This window comes from Stutzerimonas sp. (assembly GCF_982611455.1).
The window spans coordinates 1-15,963 of the sequence record NZ_CEXBBO010000054.1; the positions used below are offsets into that span (position 1 = coordinate 1).

Below are 15,963 nucleotides of genomic sequence, written 5' to 3' on the forward strand. Positions count from 1 at the left end.
GAAGCCTGAAGCCTGAAGCCTGAAGCCTGAAGCCTGAAGCCTGAAGCCTGAAGCCGCTTAACCCTTCCCCTTCGTTCGTGTCAGGTGAGGGCCGGCGTTCTTCTCCAGGTATTGAATGATCAGCCCGGCAACGTCCTTGCCAGTGGTTTCCTCTATGCCGGCCAGGCCGGGAGAGGAGTTCACCTCCATCACCAGCGGACCGTGGTTGGAGCGCAGGATATCGACGCCGGCCACGCTCAGGCCCATGACCTTGGCCGCGCGGATGGCGGTCATGCGCTCTTCCGGGGTGATCTTGATCAAGCTGGCGGTGCCGCCGCGGTGCAGGTTGGACCGAAATTCACCGGGCTTGGCCTGGCGCTTCATGGCGGCGATCACCTTGTCGCCGACGACGAAGCAACGGATGTCCGCGCCGCCGGCTTCCTTGATGTATTCCTGCACCATGATGTCCTGCTTGAGGCCCATGAAAGCCTCGATCACCGACTCGGCAGCCGTGGCGGTTTCGCACATGACCACACCGATGCCCTGAGTGCCCTCGAGCACCTTGATCACCAGCGGCGCGCCGTTGACCATCTGGATCAGGTCGGCAATATCGTCCGGCGAGTGGGCGAAGCCGGTCACCGGCAAGCCGATGCCGCGACGCGACAACAGCTGGAGCGAACGCAGTTTGTCTCGTGAACGGGCAATCGCGACCGACTCGTTGAGCGGGAACACGCCCTGCATCTCGAACTGGCGCAGCACCGCGCAACCATAAAAAGTGACCGAGGCGCCGATTCGCGGGATCACTGCATCGAAGCCTTCCAGTGGGCGGCCACGATAGTGAATCTGCGGCTTGTGGCTGGCGATATTCATGTAGGCGCGCAGGGTGTCGATCACCACCACCTCATGGCCACGTTGCTGGCCGGCCTCCACCAAGCGGCGGGTCGAGTACAGGCGTGGATTGCGCGACAGCACGGCGATTTTCATTGGGCACCGGGAGAGGTAAGGGTTTGAGGTTTTTCCTGCACGTAGGTGCGTGCGGGGTCGACCAGCCATTTGCCGTCCATCAGGGCTTTTGACCCCAACAGCAGGCGATAGCGCATGGTCTTGCGACAGGTAAGGGTGAATTCCACTGGCCATAGATGGTCGCCCAGCGCCAACAGCGTGCGCACCACGTAACGGGTCTGCACATGGCCGTTGGAACTCTTGATGATCTTGCGGGCCACCAATGGCGCCTCACAGCGATGCCGGCTCTGGACCAGTGTGCCCAGGTGTGCGGTAAAGCGAACCCAGCGCTTGCCGCCGCGCTCGAATTCGCTGATATCGGTGGCATGCAGCGCGGAGGTGCTGGCGCCTGTGTCGATCTTTGCACGCAGGCCGACCACGCCGAGCTCGGGCAGGGCGATCCATTCGCGCAAACCGATGACAGTCTGGAGGTCGGGGTTATTCAAAAGGCGTATCCAGTAGATTTCCGCGCATTCTAGACGGGGTGCATGACAACCGCATCTACCTGTACGACCCTAAGACAACGAGACGTTACGCAGAGTTGAACGATGAGCGAAAAAGATGACGGCAAAGTCCGCCTGGATAAATGGTTATGGGCCGCACGCTTCTACAAGACGCGCGCCTTGGCGAAGGCCGCCATCGAGGGCGGAAAAGTGCATTGCCGGGGCGAGCGCTGCAAGCCAAGCAAGGAGCCCAAGGTTGGCGAGGAACTGGTCATTCGCGCAGGTTTCGATGAGCGCACCGTGATCATCCGTGCGCTTTCAGTGGTACGCCGGGGCGCGCCGGAAGCGCAGCTGCTCTACGAGGAAACGGCAAATAGCCTGGCCCGTCGCGAGCACGCCGCGGCCATGCGCAAGGCGGGCTCGCTGGGGCTGGAGACCGATGGCAAGCCGAGCAAGAAGCAACGCCGCGCGCTGCAACGCTTTCGTTCGGACTCCGATTGAGCGCGGCCGGTTGGATGGTCGCCACTTTCGACCTAGAATGCGGTCCCTTCTCTCAGGCGCCTGTGCAGATTCCGAGATTCGATGAGTCGCGGTATCCCAGCCACTGGCCCCGGCCTTCAACCTGCTCTGGTCATGCCCATGCTCGATTCCGATTACACCCAGCGTTTCCTCTTCGATAACACCGACGTGCGGGGCGAGTGGGTCGGGCTCGAGCGCAGCTATGCCGAGGTGCTGGCCAAACACAGTTACCCCGAGCCGGTCGCGCAACTGCTTGGCGAGCTGCTCGCGGCAGCGGCGCTGTTGGTCGGCACGCTGAAATTCGATGGTTTGATGGTGTTGCAGGCGCGTTCTGCTGGCGCGGTACCGCTGCTGATGGTCGAATGCTCGAGCGATCGTGAGGTACGTGGCATCGCGCGCTATCACGAAGAACAGCTGACGCCCGGCGCGACGCTGGCCGAGCTGATGCCCGAAGGCGTACTGGCGATGACCATCGATCCGGCCAACGGCCAGCGCTACCAGGGCATCGTCGCGCTGGACGGCGCGACCCTGGCGGAAAGCCTGTCGAACTATTTCGCCTCGTCCGAGCAGCTGCCGACGCGCTTCTGGCTCGCCGCCGATGGCCGTCGTGCCTGCGGCATGCTGCTGCAACAGCTACCGGCTGATCGCATCCGTGACGGTGAAGAGCGCGAAGCCAGCTGGCAGCACCTGCGCACCCTGGCCGATACCTTGTCGACCGAGGAGTTGCTCGGGCTCGATACCCAGACCGTACTGCACCGGCTCTATCACGAAGAGCAGGTGCGTCTGTTCGAGCCGCGTTCGATCGTTTTCCGCTGCAGCTGCTCGCGCGAACGCTCGGCCAATGCGGTGATCAGCCTAGGCCTGCACGATGCCGAGCAACTGCTTAACGAACAGGGCGGTGCGATCACTATCGATTGTCAGTTCTGCAATCACAGCTATCGCTTCGATGCGGCCGATATCGCCCAGCTATTCGCGGGTGCGGGAACCCAGGGGCCTTCCGGCACCCGACATTAAAGGGCTCGGGCGGTTAGGAACCTTTTCGCCATCATGGGCTCATACCCAGCGCGGCGCCTTTTCTGTCATAATCGCGTGCACTTTTTTCGATGTAGTCCATCGCTCGGTGGGCTACAACAGCATGGAGGATTCGGCCCAGAGCCGACGAGAAACTCATGACGCAAGCTATTAACGCCGTGTACGTTGATATCAGCACCGCTCGATTGATCGAAGAAGCAATCAAGCGCGGTGAGGGTGAATTGGCCGCCAATGGCGCGCTCGTTGTCAAAACCGGTCATCGGACCGGCCGTTCGCCAGCCGATCGTTACATCGTCGAAGAGCCGAGCACCAAGGATTCTATCGCCTGGGGCCCGATCAACCGTCCGTTCCCTGCCGACAAGTTCGACGCCCTGTGGGACCGAGTCGAGGCCTTCAACAAGGCTCAGGATCACTTCGTTTCCCACGTCCATGTAGGCTCGTCCGAAGGTCACTACCTGGCGGTCAAGATGACCACCGCGACGGCCTGGCAGAACCTCTTTGGTCGCCAGCTATTCATCAACCCGGCGCAATACAACCCGGCCGGCAAAGATGAATGGCAGGTTCTCAACGTCGCCAACTTCGAATGCTCCCCTGAGCGTGACGGCACCAACTCCGACGGTTGCGTGATCATCAATTTCGCTGCCAAGAAGGTCCTCATCGCCGGTATGCGATACGCCGGTGAAATGAAGAAGGCCATGTTCTCGGTACAGAACTACCTGCTACCCGAAGCCGATGTCCTGCCGATGCATTGCGCCGCCAACATCGGCGAAGACGGCGACGTCACGCTGTTCTTCGGCCTGTCCGGCACGGGCAAGACCACACTTTCCGCGGATGAGTCGCGCTACCTGATCGGCGACGATGAGCACGGCTGGGGCACCGGCGTGGTGTTCAACATCGAAGGTGGCTGCTACGCCAAGTGCATCGACCTGTCCGAGAAGAACGAGCCGGTCATCTGGAAAGCCATCCAGTTCGGCACCGTGCTGGAAAACGTCGTGCTCGACGATGAGCGCATCGCTGATTACACCGATGACAGCCTGACCCAGAACAGTCGCGCCGCCTACCCGCTGGAATACGTCGAGAAGCGCTCCGACAAAAACCTCGGCGGCGAGCCGAACGCGGTGATCTTCCTGACCTGCGACTTGACCGGCGTGCTGCCGCCCGTGTCGATCCTGAACGACGAGCAGGCCGCCTACCACTTTCTTTCCGGCTACACCGCACTGGTCGGTTCCACCGAGATGGGTTCGGGCAGCGGCATCAAGTCAACCTTCTCCACCTGCTTCGGTGCGCCGTTCTTCCCGCGCCCGGCCGGCGTTTACGCCGAGCTGCTGATCAAGCGCATCCAGGCGTTCGGCTCCAAGGTCTATCTGGTTAACACCGGCTGGACCGGTGGTGGCTACGGTGTCGGCAAGCGCTTCAACATCCCGACTACCCGTGCGGTGATCGCGGCGATTCAGAGCGGCGCATTGGTGGGTGCCGAAACCGAGCATTTGCCGATCATCAACCTGGACGTGCCGAAGGTCGTCGAAGGCGTCGACACCCAGCTGCTCAACCCGCGCAACACCTGGACTGACCAGAGTGCCTACGACGCAGCCGCCAAGGAACTGGCGAACAAGTTCATCGAGAACTTCAAGAAGTTCGACGTATCCGACGCCATCAAGGCCGCCGGCCCACAGCTTTAAGCTGCAGCGCAGACGCCTTACAGAAAGCCGCCTTCGGGCGGCTTTTCTATGAGTGCTCACCAGAAGAGGACGCATATCAGGTCGTGCGTAGAGTGGTCCGGTCGGCGTTCCGCTTCTGCCCACCAGCGGCGCAGACGATGGGCTAAAGCACACCCTACGGCGAGCGCGCTCACAGTCTGTCCGCCCCCGAGCCGGATAAGCACAGCGATGCTGCCAGCCGCATAACCCAACGGGTATCCGGCCAACGTATCGGGCCCACTGATAACTACCATCAACCAAGGCGGATGGATTCGATTGATGGCTGCGCATAGCATAGCGGCCACGTTTCTACCCTAAGGGAGTCACCTCATGCAGATCGAAGAAGCCATCCAGACCCGTCGCGCCGTCAAGGTTTACGACAGCAGCTTTAAACTGAGCCGCGAGGAAAAGGACGAGTTGCTGCAGCTGACGCTGCTAGCGCCGTCGGCCTTCAACCTGCAGCATGTGCGCTTCGTTGAGGTGAGCGACCCGGCGTTGCGTGCGCAAATCCGCGAAGTGGGCTGGAACCAGGCGCAGATGACCGATGCGTCAATGCTGGTGGTGGTTTGCGCTCAGCTCGACAGCTGGGAAAAGAACGTCCGCCGCGTCTGGGAAGGCGCACCAGCCGAAGTGCAAGACTACATGGCGGGTGCCATCGACAACTATTACCGCGGCAAGCCGCAGGTCCAGCGTGACGAAGCCATGCGCAGCTGCGGCCTGATGGCCCAGACATTGATGCTCGCCGCCCGCGGCAAGGGTCTGGATTCCTGCCCGATGGATGGCTTCGATTTCGACGCGGTAGGCAAGCTGATCAACCTGCCGGATAACCATGTCATTGCGATGATGGTCGCGGTGGGTAAGCGGGCTGCCGAGCCCAAGCCGCGTATCGGCAAGCTGCCATTCGATGAAGTGATCATCCGCGATCGTTTCTGATCTTCCATTAGGGGCGCACAGCATGGCGCCCCTTCATCGGCATGCCAGTTGATCGGCTTCCGCGGCCCGGCCCGGCAAGCGCGTCGGCTATCAAGATGGCCTATATCAGTTCTGGTTCTTGCAGCTATCGGCCAGGGTCCGATACGACAACTTACGCACTTCGCCAGTGGAATCCCGGTAAGTCATAACTGCGTCGGTGACCTCACAGTAGGGCGTCGGCTCGACTTTTATCGACAGGACCGAGGCGATATCGATCTTGGTGTCGTAGGTGTAAGTCTCGGGTTCGGCGCTGTTGGCGTGGACGAGCGAGGCGACGGATAGCAGAAGGGCAATAGCAAGGGTAACGCGCATGGCAGGGCATCCTGTTTCTGGTTCGTGTGTCCGTCCTGTTCACGAGCCGCATCACCCGATCCGGCTGCGCTTATGGTTTTTCTCAGGAGCCCGATGATCATAAAATTAGTGAGCTAGCTAACTATAATTACGGATTCCAATGATTGTGATTGAGCGAAATGTCTGGCCGCCTCGTTTGCTTTCGAACTGCGAGTGCGCTTGCACTGCTTTGGAAGAATCGCTCCGAGCGACGCGACGTATCGACGGCTGACCGCGCCTCGGCAGCCGGTTTGCTTTACCGTCTCCCTCCTTTTGCTACCCTCTGGCTCCCAGTCAAAGGAGTGACTCATGATGATCGAACAAACCCTCGCCCAAACGTTTGGCTACGACAGCTTCCGTCCCGGCCAGGAACAGGCCATTCGCGCCGTGGTGGCCGGTCGTTCGGCGGCGGCGATCTTTCCCACCGGCTCCGGCAAATCCTTGTGCTATCAGCTACCGGCGCTGCTGTTACCGCACCTGACATTGGTCGTCTCGCCGTTGCTGGCGTTGATGCAGGATCAACTGGCGTTCCTGCATCGGCACGGCATCGCGGCCGCCAGTATCGACTCGGCGCAAAGCCGCGGGCAGGCCAGCGAAACCATGAGCCGCGCCAAATCCGGCGAGCTGAAAATCCTGATGATTTCGGTGGAGCGCCTGAAGAACGAGCGCTTCCGCCACTTCATCAGCCAGGTACCGATTTCCCTGCTGGTAGTGGACGAGGCGCATTGCATCTCCGAATGGGGCCACAATTTCCGCCCGGATTACCTCAAGCTCCCCGATTACCAGCGCCAATTCAACATTCCCCATGTACTGTTGCTGACGGCCACGGCGACACCGCCGGTAATCGCCGACATGCAGGCCAAGTTCGCTATCGCCCCAGAAGACGTGGTGACCACTGGCTTTTACCGATCCAACCTCAATCTGCTTGTCGAACCGGTCGCGGGCTTCAACAAGCAGCGCCGGTTGGTGGACTGGCTGTCAGACAAGACCGGCCAGCCGACCATTGTTTATGTTACCCAGCAGAAGACCGCCGAGCAGGTCGCTGAGCATCTGGCGCAGCGCGGCTTCCCCGCCAGTGCCTATCACGCCGGGATGGCCCACGAATTGCGCGAGACCATCCAGCGGCGTTTCATGTCCGGCGAGCTGAATTGCATCGTCGCCACCATCGCCTTCGGTATGGGCATCGACAAGTCCGACATTCGCAATGTGGTGCATTACGACCTGCCCAAGTCGGTGGAAAACTACAGCCAGGAAATCGGCCGCGCCGGGCGCGATGGGCAGCCGTCCGACTGTCTGGTGCTGGCCAATCGCGACAGCCTCAACGTGCTGCAGAACTTCGTCTATGGCGACACGCCGGAACGCGAGGGCATCCGCAGCGTGCTCGACGAACTGCTCCAGGCAGGCGCGGGAGGCCAATGGGAGCTGATGCTCAACCAGCTGTCCGATGCGAGCAACATACGCCAGCTGCCGCTGAAGACCCTGTTGGTGCAGCTGGAACTGCGCGGCATCATCGCGCCACGCTTCGCCTATTTTGCCGAATATCGCTTCAAGTACCTGCTCGAACCCGAGGCGCTGGTCGCCAGGTTCGAGGGCGAGCGGCGGCAGTTCGTCGAGGCCGTCGTGCAAACCTCGGCCCGAGCGCGAACCTGGTGCACGCTGGACTTCGATGCGCTTTATCAGCAGCACGGCGCTGACCGCGCGCGGGTGGTCAAGGCGTTGGATTATTTCCAAGAGAAGGGTTGGATCGAGCTCGAAAGCAAGCAGATGACCGAGGTTTATGCGCTGCTCGACTCGAACTTCGATATTGAAGCTCTGAGTACCGAGCTGCATGCCTACTTCAAGCAGCACGAAACCAGTGAAATCGCCCGTATCGGCAACATGCTGGCGCTGTTCGAGTCGCCTGAATGCCTCAGCCAGCGCCTGGCTGCGTATTTTGGCGACAGCCAGGCGCCACAACGCTGTGGGCACTGTTCGGTATGCCGGGGGCTGGTTGCGCAGCTGCCTGAGCCGCCCGTGCTACCTCCGCTGGAGGCGATCGAGGTCGTGGCCCGCTGTGCCGATTTCAGCCAGCGCTACCGGCAGTTGAAGAACCGCGCAGCCAGCACTGAATGTCTGACGCGCTTCCTCTGCGGCATCAGCGCGCCGGTGTTCACCAAGCTCAAGGCGCGCGGTATTCCGGGATTCGCCTCGCTGGACGCTTATCCCTATGCCGAGGTGCGCGAGTACTTGGCGCGGTAGCGGCGCAGCCCAGGTTCAGGTGAACGTCCTGGCAAGATCACCTCAGCGCGTCGGCAGGCCAATCAACCGGCCGCGACGCCCTTGGTTTGCCGCGAAGTACCGGCGGTGAGGTTGCTGGAATTTCCAGCGCACCGAGCGGTTCGGAGATAAGCCTACACCGGCCGATTGCGTTTCGATGTGTTGTGCTACCGGCTCGGATTTCGCGGGCGAGCCGCTCGATACGCTGCCGAGCTCTTCAGCGTTCTCGCCGGTGATTTCGGCCAGTTTGCGTACCTTGCCGGCCGCCACCGCGAAACCGCGATCCATCTCACCGGCGCGTGCCGCCTCAGTTGCAGCATTGAGCGCCAGCAGGTTGGTCCGACCGGAGAGCTGCTGGATGGTCTGCACCACCGATTGAATGCACTGGCTCGGCTGCCTATTCATTGGCTCACCGGTGGCACCGGTAACAGTGCTTTAGTCTGCTCCTGCGCAACGGTTACCGCTAATCGCGGCGCAATTTTCGACCAAAGGGCTCTCAGTTGTCGCTTGCCTGCCGATATCAGAGCAATCCCCATAAGGAGCGACGTCATGTCTCGCTTTTTCGCCGACCTCGGTTTTCGCTGGAAAATCACCCTGCCGGTCAGCCTGCTGGCCTTGCTGCTGATATTGATGGGCGGGTCCGGCATGCGCGGCATCGACCAGACGGCAGCGTCCAGTGGCCTGTTGACCAAGCGGTACTTGCCGGCTATCAGCTTGCTGCTGAACGCCGATCGCGACCTCTACCAAGCCTTCGTCGCCGAGCGCAGCTTGCTTGGCAGCGCTGCCGGTTCGCATGCTCAAGCGCTGCGCGAGAGCCATACGGAAAACCTTCAGCAGGCTCATGATCGCGTGCAGCAATACGCGGCCATGCAGCCGGGAGCCGAGGCATTGGCGCTGGTGGAGCAGTTCGAACGTGGCTTCGAGCAATGGAAGCAGGTGTCGCAGCGCGCCATCGAACAGATCGATACCGATCCAACGGCAGCCAGTGCTTTGAGCTTCGGTGATAGCGAAGCGCGTTTCGATGCGATGCGCGATGTCATCGACAAGCTCGGCGAGCTTGAGGACCAGGCCTCGAATCGTGAAGGTGAGGCGGCCATGGCCAAGGGTGCGACGGCCGCGATGCTGCAGGGCGGGATTTTGCTGGTTGGTCTGCTCGGTTGTGTGCTGCTGGTGCTTGGCCTACCGATGGTCGTGCTGCGGCCGATGCGTCGATTGCTCGATCGCGTGCAACAGATTGCCGAGGGCGACGGCGACTTGCGCGCCCGGTTAGACGTGCGCTCTAACGACGAGCTGGGCCAGCTCGGCAATGCCTTCAACCTGTTCCTCGACAAACTGCAACCGCTGATCGCTGAGGTCGGCCGGGTGACGTCAGAGGTCGATACGGCGGCGCGCAGCATGGCCGGCTTGGCCGCGACGAACGATCAGTTGATCAGCAGCGAGCACGCTGCAGTCGATCAGGTCAGTACCGCTGCCACCGAAATGAGCGCTGCCGTTCATGAGGTGGCGCTCAATGCCCAGAATGCCTCGGACGCCGCACTACAGGCCGAGCGCCAGTCACGCGAAGGCGCCGCAGTGGTCAGCGGCACCGTCCAATCGATTCGTCAGCTTGCGCAGGAGGTCGAGAACGCGTCACAAGCCATTGAGGCATTAGCCGAGGAGACGTCGAGCATCGGGGCTGTGCTCGAGGTGATTCGCGGTATCGCCGAACAGACCAATCTGCTCGCACTCAACGCTGCCATCGAGGCCGCACGGGCCGGCGAGCAGGGGCGCGGTTTCGCTGTGGTGGCCGATGAAGTTCGGGCATTGGCAGCGCGCACCCAAGAATCGACCAAGGATATCCAGGTCCGCATCGAGCGTCTGCAGGGCGGCGTTGGCAAGGCGGTGCAGGCGATGCACGCCGGCAGCAGCAGGGCCCAAGACAGTGTTGAGCGTGTTGCGGGCGTCAATCAGGTCTTGGGCGGTATGACGCTTTCGGTGCAACGCATCAATGATATGGCTGCACAGATCGCCACCGCCTGCGAAGAGCAGAGCAGCGTCACGGAAGAGATTGCACGCAACATCACCGATATTCGTGATCTGTCCAGCGATGCGGCGGCGAACGCGACGCAGAGCAAGCAGGCCAGCCAGCAATTATCCAGCCTTTCGCAACGTCTGGCGGCGTTGATGGAGCGGTTCCGCGCTTAAGGTTGAGCACCGCACAAAGCCAGGCGTGCTGCTTGCCAAATGTACCGGTTACAACGTGTTGCTCGATTCGGCGTCCAGCTCGTTCCACAGCAGCTTGCCCAGGCCGGTATCGTCGGGCAGCAGCAAGAGGCTGAGGACGAATACCAGCAGCAAGCCCAGCGCATAAGCAAAGTTGATCAGCCGATGGCGTCGGCGCCGCTGCGCCTTGACCTGTCGAGCCGACTCCTCCGGTCTATCAGACAGGGCGGTCGATGGTTGGCTGGTCGGCTTGGTCGAGTGACTGGGCATGGGTGTCTCGATTGTTGCGAGCCTGCGCAGGCAGCGCCGGGCGCGGCGAAGTAGAACCGAAGTAAAGGCATATTGCCAGTATCTGCAATATCTATCCTTTGAAATTTCCAATTGCGTTCGCCAATGCGCCGGCACAGACGCCGCGGCGCCCTCGCTGAAACAAACGGAAAAGCTCCGGTAGGTCGTCCGGCCGGTGAGTGCGGCAGAGTCGACCATACTCAAGCGTCGACGCCGCCAACACCGACACGGAGAATCCGCCCATGCAGACGCGCCGCCAGCTTCTTCACCGTTCCGCCGTATTGGCGGCTATCGCCGCGCTAGGGCCGTTGTTGCCATCCGTGGCGCAGGCCGCCGAACCGTTACGGATGCGCAAGATTCCGTCTTCTGGCGAGATGCTGCCGGTGATCGGACTCGGTACTTCGCGTACCCATGACATCGGTCTCGACGATGCCGAAATGGATGCATTGCTCGACGTGTTGCGGGTATTCATCGAAGGCGGCGCCAAGGTCATCGACACCGCGCCGAGCTATGGCAACGCTGACCGAGTGGTTGGCGAACTGGTACAACGGCATAACGCACGTGAGCAGGTATTCCTCGCGACCAAGGTTTCTTCCACCGGTCGCGAACGCGGCTTGGCGCAGATCGAGGCTAGTTTCAAGGCGCTGCAGACCGACACCATCGACCTGATCCAGGTGCACAACCTGCAGGACACCAGCACCCAGCTCGGTCTGCTGCGCGAGCTGAAGGAACAGGGGCGCGTGCGCTATATCGGCGTGACCCACTACGTCGAGTCGGCTCATGATCGGCTGCTCGACGTGCTCAAGCAGGAGAAGGTGGACTTCGTTCAGTTCAACTACTCGGTCAGCGAGCGCAATGCCGAGGAACGTCTGCTGCCGTACTGCGCGGACAATGGTATCGCCACGCTGATCAACCGGCCATTCACCCGCGGCAACCTGCTGTCGCGGGTCAAGAACAAGCCGCTACCGGCCTGGGCGACGGAGATCGACGCCAGTTCATGGGCGCAGCTGTTGCTCAAGTTCATCCTGGCCGAGCCGGCCGTCACCACGGTGATTCCCGCCACTTCCAACCCGCGCTACATGGCTGACAACATTATGGCCGGGCAGGGCAGGCTGCCGGACGAGCGCCAGCGGAAGCTGATCGTCGAAGCCTTCCGCTGAGCGCCACGACGCCGCATTCTTCGCCGCTGGAGGCCGCATGCCCGTCCCACTCACAGCGCGCATTGCCGAGCTGATCAATGCCCGCCCCGGCGAGCTGCGCGCCGCGCTGGCGGGGTTCGGCCTGTTCTTCTGTCTGTTCTCCGGCTATTTCATGTTGCGGCCGATCCGCGAGTCGATGGGCATTCAGGGTGGCGTCGACAACCTGCAATGGCTGTTCACCTCGACCTTTTTCGCCATGCTGGTCGCGGTGCCGCTGTTCGCCTGGCTCAACTCGCGCGTGGCGCGCATTCATTACATCGACTGGGTGTACGGGTTTTTCTGCCTCAACCTGCTGCTGTTCGCCGGGCTGTTCTTCGCCTTGCGCGACAGCATCTGGCTGGCGCGGGTGTTCTACGTGTGGATCTCGGTCTACAACCTCTTCGTGGTCTCGGTGGCCTGGAGCCTGATGGCCGATGTCTTCGACGCGCCCCAGGCCCGCCGCCTGTTCGCGTTTATCGCCGCCGGTGCCAGTGTTGGCGGCTTGGTAGGGCCGGCGTTGAGTGCTTTGCTGGTGGGAATGCTGGGGCAGTTCGGCCTGATGTTGCTGGCGGCGCTGTTGTTAGCCATTGCCGTGGCGCTCAAGCATCGATTGATGGCCTGGCGCGAAGTGCATGGTGCCGGCCGGCCTGGGGCCGAATATGCTGAAAATCCGCGTCGCCCGGTTGCTGGCAATCCCTTCAGCGGTCTGGCGCGGGTGCTCCGGTCGACCTACCTGCTGGGCATCGCCGCCTTCGTTCTGCTGCTGACCACCGCGAGTACCTTTCTCTACTTCGAGCAGGCGCGGCTGGTGGCCGAGCTGTTCCCTGACCGCGCCGAGCAGGTGCGCGTCTTCGGCGCGATCGACTTCGTGGTGCAGGCTGGCGCGCTGCTGTCTCAGCTGTTCATTACCGGGCGCATCGCTCAGCATCTCGGCGTTCGCATGTTGCTGGCCGTGGTGCCGGCGCTGGTCTGTCTGGGCTTTATCGGCCTGGCCCTGGCGCCGACCTTTGCCGTGCTGGCGGCGGTGATGATCGTGCGCCGTATCGGCGAGTACGCCTTCGTCCGACCCGGCCGGGAAATGCTCTTTGCCCCGCTGGATGCGGAGAGCAAATATAAGGCGAAGAACTTCATCGACACCGTGGTCTATCGCGGCGGCGACGCCTTGAGCGGCTGGGCCAAAAGCCTGCTGGACACCCTCGGCCACGGCGCGGTTCTGATCGCCGTGGTGGGCGCGGCCTGCGCGTCGGTATGGGGTGTGTTGGGTTGGTACTTGGGTGGCCGTGCAGACCGGGGAACAGCCGAGCATCCAGACAGGCACGGCTAAGGTACGGCGAGAGCTGTTTCATTGATGGCAGAATGCCTGTCTCTTCTCATGCAGACAGGATTCCGCCATGCGAGCTACCCCACTGCTATTGCTCATCTCCGTTTTCGCCATCAGCGGTTGTAGTATCAAGCAGACCGTCACTCCCGCCACGCTGTCCGCCGAGTTGGCGCCGGAGATCTGTACGATTCCGGCCATTGGACTTCGCACGGGTTTCGACACCACCTACCAGCAACTACTTAGGGACAAGGGTTTCAGGACACGGCAAATGGCGCCAGGCAGCAGCCCGAATCGCTGTCCGCTCAGCACCACCTATACCGGTCGCTGGGGCTGGGATCTGGCGTTGTACATGAAATACGCCGACATCCGCGTCTACGAGAAGGGTCGCCAGGTCGGGCGGGCCGAATACGATGCACGCTGGGGCGCTGGACGCCCGGACAAGTTCATCAGCGCCGAGAACAAAATCACCCAGCTGACCAATCAGCTGTTTCCCAACGGCGCGACTGGTTTGGGAGTTGCTGCCGTACCGAATACGGCGGCCGGCTCGGCACCGCTGAGCAAGGAAGCCTACCGGGACAAGCAGCTGCAACGGCTAATGAGCGAGCACTTGCCGTACGAGGAATACCAGCGCCGCTATCGGCAGTTGATGGATGAGTAAGATGCTTGGCTATGCGGTTTGTCGTAACGCCGCCCCTCACCCTAACCCTCTCCCCAGAGGGGCGAGGGAACCGGATTGTGCAGGGCTTTTGCTGCAACGAAGGGCGTTAAGATCGGCCTGGCCAAGCCGAAACGGCTGTCCAGCCCAAGCCGTCGGCTAGCCACGACCGACACATCCCAACACCTCGCACCAATCCGCTCCCTCGCCCCTCCGGGGAGAGGGTTGGGGTGAGGGGAGTGGTGCGGTCCCACACAGCCTCCAGCCCCATTCGCAACCCCAGTTTATGCCACGCATCTGCAACCCCTCATCGCGCCTGAATAGCCTTACAGAACAGATCAGCCAGACGAAGCCGCTGAACCTCGGCGCCGCAGGCCCCTCGAACCTACAGGTACGTCATCAATCAGGAGTAGTCGTATGCATGTTCAAGTCAACAGCCAACACGTCCCCGGCAGCGTCGAGATGCATGAATGGGTGGGTGCGACGGTAGAGGAGCGGCTGGAGCGCTTCGACGATTTGCTCACCCGCGTCGAGGTCCATGTCAGCGACGAGAACGCGCAAAAGGCCGGCGCTGATGACAAGCGCTGCCAGATCGAGGCGAGGCCTAAGGGCCACCAGGCGGTATCCGTCACGCACAAGGCAGAGTCGCTGCAATTGGCGGTCGAAGGTGCGGCGGAAAAAATGCGTCATGCGCTCGAACACCTGATGGGCAAGCTCGACGCCAAGGTACTCTCCAGCGGTGAACTCAACGACCCGCTACTCGACGAAGAGCCACAGGCCGTCAAGGACGCCATGCTTGAAGAAGACTTTCTCCAGAAACAGGAAGCACGTGGCAAGGAATAGCCCCATTTGCGGAGCACACCGAGCTGCGCGCGCATGATCAAACCGTAGGAGCGAGCTTGCTCAAGGCAAGTACAAACAGCTTTCACATCGCGCAGTGGTGTGTGTGTATCAGCAGTAGGCTGGCGAAACGCATTCGCTAGCAAGCTTGCCTACGAAGCGTCGCTAATGAAACCGATCCGTTGGAACGCGCGCGCTCGCGAGATATCCAGGCCAAGAACCGCTAGCTCCCATACGCCACCATTCCCGTATTGCCAGTGTCCAGAGCTGAACCTTTCATGCAGATAACCTTGGTACGCCACGGTAGGCCCGACCACACTGCAGCCAGTTGGTGTACTCCAGCGCAGATGAAAGGCTGGATCGCCAACTACAACCAGGCGGATGTGGTTGCACAAGAACTGCCGGACGCTCTAGCCTTGCTCGCTGAAAAAGCCGGCGTAGTGGTCTGCAGCTCGCTGTCGCGCTGCGTTCAATCGCGCGGGCACCTGGCTTGCGATTGTCGTCAGGAACCGGACCCACTGTTTGCCGAAGCGCATTTGCCGTATCCGGACTGGTCCTTTCCACCTATGCCGTCCCGGCTCTGGCGATTGCTGTTTCGCGGCGCTTGGTTCCTCGGTTTTGCCCGGCATACCGAACCCATTAGCGAATCCAACCGACGGGCCAGCGCAGCGGCCGAACGACTTATCGAACTCGCTGAGGCACATGGCAATGTATTGCTCATGGGCCACGGCATCATGAACATCCTGATTGCTCGGCAGCTGCGCAAGCGCGGCTGGGCAGGCCCACCAAACCTCGTCCTCAAGCGGTATTGGGAGCCGTGCAGTTATCACAAGATAGATTAATGTAGGTGCACCACCGACCCAGCATGCAGCCGCATCCCGTAGCCGGTACCCTGCGGTTGCGCCTGAACACTTAATGAGCTTTCGCAACGCAGCTATGGCGAAAGGCTTACAAGCGGCAGCGGCGTTCAGCGCTATGGCTATCGGCGGCCGGGGATTAATCTATGTTCACTCTGAAGCGCAGGACGCGCTCAGGATCAAGGAAGATCGACCACCGCCAGGATGGCATTCGAAAGGATTTCGGAATGGTCAGGAAAAACCCGCTTCGGCGGGTTTTTTGCTGTCTGGAGGAAAGTGCCGGTGTAGCTGGCATCGCTCGCGGTCGGATGCGGAGAACCTCAGGCGACTGCTACCAAAGGAAACTCTGAAGAAGACTTCCAGATTTTGGCAAAATACCCGGATTCCACCCG

General features: G+C 61.3%; 16 protein-coding genes and 1 pseudogene. 12 read left to right on the forward strand and 5 right to left on the reverse strand.

The features are described from left to right. Window positions 1-57: 57 nt before the first annotated feature. Window positions 58-963, reverse strand: a complete 906-nt coding sequence (gene rimK / locus AC2LD7_RS20650; protein ID WP_019340871.1) for a 30S ribosomal protein S6--L-glutamate ligase — start codon at window positions 961-963, stop codon at window positions 58-60. Further along, entirely contained in the window at window positions 960-1,427 is a 468-nt protein-coding gene (rimB, locus tag AC2LD7_RS20655) for a retropepsin-like aspartic endopeptidase RimB (protein ID WP_484599514.1), read from the reverse strand. The genes rimK and rimB overlap by 4 nt, the downstream gene beginning before the upstream one ends. Before the next feature lie 102 nt (window positions 1,428-1,529). Here rimB and AC2LD7_RS20660 point away from each other — a divergent pair, with 102 nt between their 5' ends. The 4 genes from AC2LD7_RS20660 (at window position 1,530) to AC2LD7_RS20675 (ending at window position 5,605) form a co-directional block, all read left to right on the forward strand. Then, window positions 1,530-1,925 (forward strand): RNA-binding S4 domain-containing protein, encoded by a 396-nt coding sequence (locus AC2LD7_RS20660; protein WP_484599515.1) that lies wholly within the window; start codon window positions 1,530-1,532, stop codon window positions 1,923-1,925. 138 nt (window positions 1,926-2,063) lie between these two features. Beyond that, window positions 2,064-2,957, forward strand: coding sequence for an Hsp33 family molecular chaperone HslO (gene hslO, locus AC2LD7_RS20665; protein WP_484599527.1), 894 nt, complete (start codon window positions 2,064-2,066; stop codon window positions 2,955-2,957). A 155-nt stretch (window positions 2,958-3,112) separates the two neighbouring features. Continuing rightward, entirely contained in the window at window positions 3,113-4,654 is a 1,542-nt protein-coding gene (locus AC2LD7_RS20670; RefSeq protein ID WP_484599516.1) for a phosphoenolpyruvate carboxykinase, read from the forward strand. Window positions 4,655-5,002: 348 nt separating this feature from the next. Then, window positions 5,003-5,605, forward strand: coding sequence for a nitroreductase family protein (locus AC2LD7_RS20675; protein ID WP_484599517.1), 603 nt, complete (start codon window positions 5,003-5,005; stop codon window positions 5,603-5,605). A 105-nt stretch (window positions 5,606-5,710) separates the two neighbouring features. On the opposite strand, the gene AC2LD7_RS20680 is transcribed toward AC2LD7_RS20675, so the two are convergent. Continuing rightward, window positions 5,711-5,956 (reverse strand): DUF2790 domain-containing protein, encoded by a 246-nt coding sequence (locus AC2LD7_RS20680; protein ID WP_484599518.1) that lies wholly within the window; start codon window positions 5,954-5,956, stop codon window positions 5,711-5,713. Between the two features lie 330 nt (window positions 5,957-6,286). On the opposite strand from AC2LD7_RS20680, the gene AC2LD7_RS20685 reads away from it, so the two are divergent. Beyond that, window positions 6,287-8,212 carry a RecQ family ATP-dependent DNA helicase gene (locus AC2LD7_RS20685; RefSeq protein WP_484599528.1) on the forward strand — a complete coding sequence of 642 codons (1,926 nt, stop codon included), beginning with the start codon at window positions 6,287-6,289 and terminating at the stop codon, window positions 8,210-8,212. Between the two features lie 62 nt (window positions 8,213-8,274). Here AC2LD7_RS20685 and AC2LD7_RS20690 read toward each other — a convergent pair. Continuing rightward, window positions 8,275-8,575 (reverse strand): annotated as a pseudogene (locus AC2LD7_RS20690) (methyl-accepting chemotaxis protein); the annotation flags it as partial. 204 nt (window positions 8,576-8,779) lie between these two features. Between AC2LD7_RS20690 and AC2LD7_RS20695 the strand changes: the two are divergent. Further along, window positions 8,780-10,414 (forward strand): methyl-accepting chemotaxis protein, encoded by a 1,635-nt coding sequence (locus AC2LD7_RS20695; protein ID WP_484599519.1) that lies wholly within the window; start codon window positions 8,780-8,782, stop codon window positions 10,412-10,414. Between the two features lie 48 nt (window positions 10,415-10,462). Here the strand turns inward: AC2LD7_RS20695 and AC2LD7_RS20700 are convergent, their stop codons facing one another. Next, window positions 10,463-10,702: a hypothetical protein gene (locus AC2LD7_RS20700; protein WP_484599520.1), complete on the reverse strand. Its 240-nt coding sequence runs from the start codon at window positions 10,700-10,702 to the stop codon at window positions 10,463-10,465. 260 nt (window positions 10,703-10,962) lie between these two features. On the opposite strand from AC2LD7_RS20700, the gene AC2LD7_RS20705 reads away from it, so the two are divergent. From AC2LD7_RS20705 to AC2LD7_RS20730, 6 genes are all read left to right on the forward strand, one after another. Next, the gene (locus tag AC2LD7_RS20705) at window positions 10,963-11,880 is read left to right on the forward strand and encodes an aldo/keto reductase (RefSeq protein WP_484599521.1); all 918 of its coding nucleotides are present in this window, start codon (window positions 10,963-10,965) and stop codon (window positions 11,878-11,880) included. 37 nt (window positions 11,881-11,917) lie between these two features. Beyond that, entirely contained in the window at window positions 11,918-13,222 is a 1,305-nt protein-coding gene (locus tag AC2LD7_RS20710; RefSeq protein ID WP_484599522.1) for an NTP/NDP exchange transporter, read from the forward strand. 67 nt (window positions 13,223-13,289) lie between these two features. Next, the gene (locus AC2LD7_RS20715; protein WP_484599523.1) at window positions 13,290-13,877 is read left to right on the forward strand and encodes an Sbal_3080 family lipoprotein; all 588 of its coding nucleotides are present in this window, start codon (window positions 13,290-13,292) and stop codon (window positions 13,875-13,877) included. 414 nt (window positions 13,878-14,291) lie between these two features. Further along, window positions 14,292-14,717 (forward strand): HPF/RaiA family ribosome-associated protein, encoded by a 426-nt coding sequence (locus AC2LD7_RS20720; RefSeq protein ID WP_484599524.1) that lies wholly within the window; start codon window positions 14,292-14,294, stop codon window positions 14,715-14,717. Window positions 14,718-14,992: 275 nt separating this feature from the next. Continuing rightward, window positions 14,993-15,556 (forward strand): histidine phosphatase family protein, encoded by a 564-nt coding sequence (locus tag AC2LD7_RS20725; protein WP_484599525.1) that lies wholly within the window; start codon window positions 14,993-14,995, stop codon window positions 15,554-15,556. A gap of 73 nt (window positions 15,557-15,629) precedes the next feature. Further along, window positions 15,630-15,963 (forward strand): hypothetical protein (locus tag AC2LD7_RS20730; protein WP_484599526.1); only part of this gene is annotated, 334 nt, incomplete at its 3' end.